Consider the following 2,798-nt stretch of genomic DNA (forward strand, 5'->3'; position numbering starts at 1 on the left):
GCGCCCGCTCGTCATCGCCGGCGGCGGAGTCCACCACAGCCGCGCCGAGGAGGCCCTCGCCGAGTTCGCGAGCGCCACCGGCATCCCGGTCGCCTCCACCCAGGCCGGCAAGGGCGCCCTGCCGCACGGCCACCCGTCCGACGTCGGCGGCGTCGGCCACACCGGCACCGCCGTCGCCGACCGCCTCGCCCGCACCGCCGACCTGGTCATCGGCGTCGGCACCCGCTACACCGACTTCACCACCGCCTCCGGCACCCTCTTCGCCCACCCGGACGTCCGCTTCGTCAACCTCAACATCACCGGCTTCGACGCCTGCAAGCTCGCCGCGCTGCCGCTGGTCGGCGACGCCCGCGAGGGCCTGGAGCTCCTGCACGGCGCGCTCGACGGGCACGGCGTGCCGGTCGCGTACGAGCAGGAGTACCGCGCGGGACGGGAGCGCTGGGAGGCCCGGGTCAGCGCCGCGTACGCCGCCGGCAAGGAGGACGAGCGCCCCACCCAGACGCAGGTCCTCGGCGTCCTCGACACCCTGGTCACCGAGGACGACATCCTGATCAACGCGGCCGGCTCGCTCCCCGGCGACCTGCACAAGCTCTGGCGGACCCGTTCCGCCGACCAGTACCACGTCGAGTACGGGTACTCCTGCATGGGCTACGAGATCCCGGCGGCGATCGGCGTCGCCCTCGCCGCGCCGGGCCGGCCCGTCTGGGCGCTCGTCGGGGACGGGACGTACCTGATGAACCCGACTGAAATCGTCACCGCCGTGCAGGAGGACCTGCCGATCAAGGTGGTGATCCTGCAGAACCACGGCTACGCCTCGATCGGCGCGCTCTCCGAGTCCGTCGGCGCCGAGCGGTACGGCACCGCCTACCGCTTCCGGGCCGCCGACGGGACGTACACCGGACCGCCGCTGCCGGTCGACCTGGCCGCCAACGCGGCCTCCCTCGGGATGCGGGTGCTGCGCGCCCGCACCATCGGTGACCTGCGAGAAGCGCTCGCCGACGCCCGCGCCGCGACCGTCCCCACATGTGTCTACGTCGAGACCGAAACGCCCGACACTGTGTCGGGCCCGCCCCCGGCCGAGGCGTGGTGGGATGTGCCCGTGGCCGAGACCGCGACGCGCCCGTCGGCGGTCAGGGCACGAGAGCAGTACGACCGGCACGTCACAGCCCGACGCCGCCATCTGTGAAGGAGCAACTGTCATGACGAAGTCCGTCCACCACTGGATCGGTGGCAAGAGCGTCGAGGGCACGTCGGGCAACTGGGGCCCGGTCACCGACCCGGCCACCGGTGCCGTCACCACGCAGGTGGCGCTCGCCTCCGTCGAGGAGGTCGACGCCGCGGTGGCCTCGGCGAAGGCCGCCTTCGCGACCTGGGGCCAGTCCTCGCTGGCGCAGCGCACCACTGTGCTGTTCAAGTTCCGGGCGCTGCTCGACGCGAACCGGGACGCCATCGCCGAGCTGATCGTCGCCGAGCACGGCAAGGTGCACTCCGACGCGCTGGGCGAGGTCGCCCGCGGCCTGGAGATCGTCGACCTGGCCTGCGGCATCACCGTCCAGCTCAAGGGCGAGCTGTCCACCCAGGTGTCCAACCGGGTCGACGTCGCCGCGATCCGCCAGCCGGTCGGCGTCGTCGCCGGCATCACCCCGTTCAACTTCCCGGCCATGGTGCCGATGTGGATGTTCCCGCTGGCCATCGCCTGCGGCAACACCTTCATCCTCAAGCCGAGCGAGAAGGACCCCTCGCCGTCCCTGAAGATCGCCGAGCTGCTCGCCGAGGCGGGCCTGCCGGACGGCGTGTTCAACGTCCTGCACGGCGACGAGGTGGCCGTCGACCGGCTCCTGGAGCACCCGGACGTCTCCGCGGTCTCCTTCGTCGGCTCGACCCCGATCGCCCGCCACATCCACACCACCGCCTCCGCCAACGGCAAGCGCGTCCAGGCGCTCGGCGGCGCGAAGAACCACATGCTGGTGCTGCCGGACGCGGACCTCGACGCGGCGGCGGACGCGGCCGTCTCGGCGGCGTACGGCTCCGCCGGCGAGCGCTGCATGGCGATCTCGGCGGTCGTCGCGGTCGGCGCCATCGGCGACGAGCTGGTCGAGAAGATCCGCGAGCGCGCCGAGAAGATCAAGATCGGCCCCGGCGACGACCCGACGTCCGAGATGGGCCCGCTGATCACCAAGGTCCACCGCGACAAGGTCGCCTCGTACGTGACCGGCGCGGCAGACGAGGGCTGCGAGGTCGTCCTCGACGGCACCGGCTACACGGTGGACGGCTTCGAGGACGGCCACTGGATCGGCCTGTCGCTCCTGGACCACGTGCCGACCACGGCCAAGGCGTACCGGGACGAGATCTTCGGCCCGGTGCTGTGCGTGCTGCGCGCGGACACGTACGAGGAGGGCCTGGCCCTCATCAACGCCTCGCCGTTCGGCAACGGCACCGCGATCTTCACTCGGGACGGCGGCGCGGCGCGGCGGTTCCAGCTGGAGGTCGAGGCGGGCATGGTCGGCGTGAACGTGCCGATCCCGGTGCCGGTGGGTTACCACTCCTTCGGCGGCTGGAAGGACTCGCTCTTCGGCGACCACCACATCTACGGCAACGACGGCGTGCACTTCTACACCCGCGGCAAGGTCGTCACCACCCGCTGGCCGGACCCGTCCGAGGCCCCGGCGGGCGTGGACCTGGGCTTCCCGCGCAACCACTGAGCGGGTAGCGCTCTCGGCAGGCCGCGGCCCGTACGGGCCGCGGCCTGCCGAGAGCGCTACCCGCTCAGTGGTTGCGCGGGAAGCCCAGGTCCACGC

Annotated in this window: 2 protein-coding genes; both read left to right on the forward strand. The window is 72.4% G+C overall.

The features are described 5' to 3' along the window. Positions 1 to 1,186: thiamine pyrophosphate-dependent enzyme (locus VIU94_RS36930; RefSeq protein WP_331918642.1), on the forward strand; the 1,186-nt coding region annotated here is incomplete at its 5' end. A 13-nt stretch (positions 1,187 to 1,199) separates the two neighbouring features. Further along, the gene (gene mmsA / locus VIU94_RS36935) at positions 1,200 to 2,702 is read left to right on the forward strand and encodes a CoA-acylating methylmalonate-semialdehyde dehydrogenase (RefSeq protein ID WP_331918644.1); all 1,503 of its coding nucleotides are present in this window, start codon (positions 1,200 to 1,202) and stop codon (positions 2,700 to 2,702) included. The last annotated feature ends 96 nt before the right edge of the window (positions 2,703 to 2,798 follow it).

Origin of the sequence: Streptomyces sp. (assembly GCF_036566765.1) — a bacterium.
Taxonomy (GTDB): domain Bacteria; phylum Actinomycetota; class Actinomycetes; order Streptomycetales; family Streptomycetaceae; genus Streptomyces.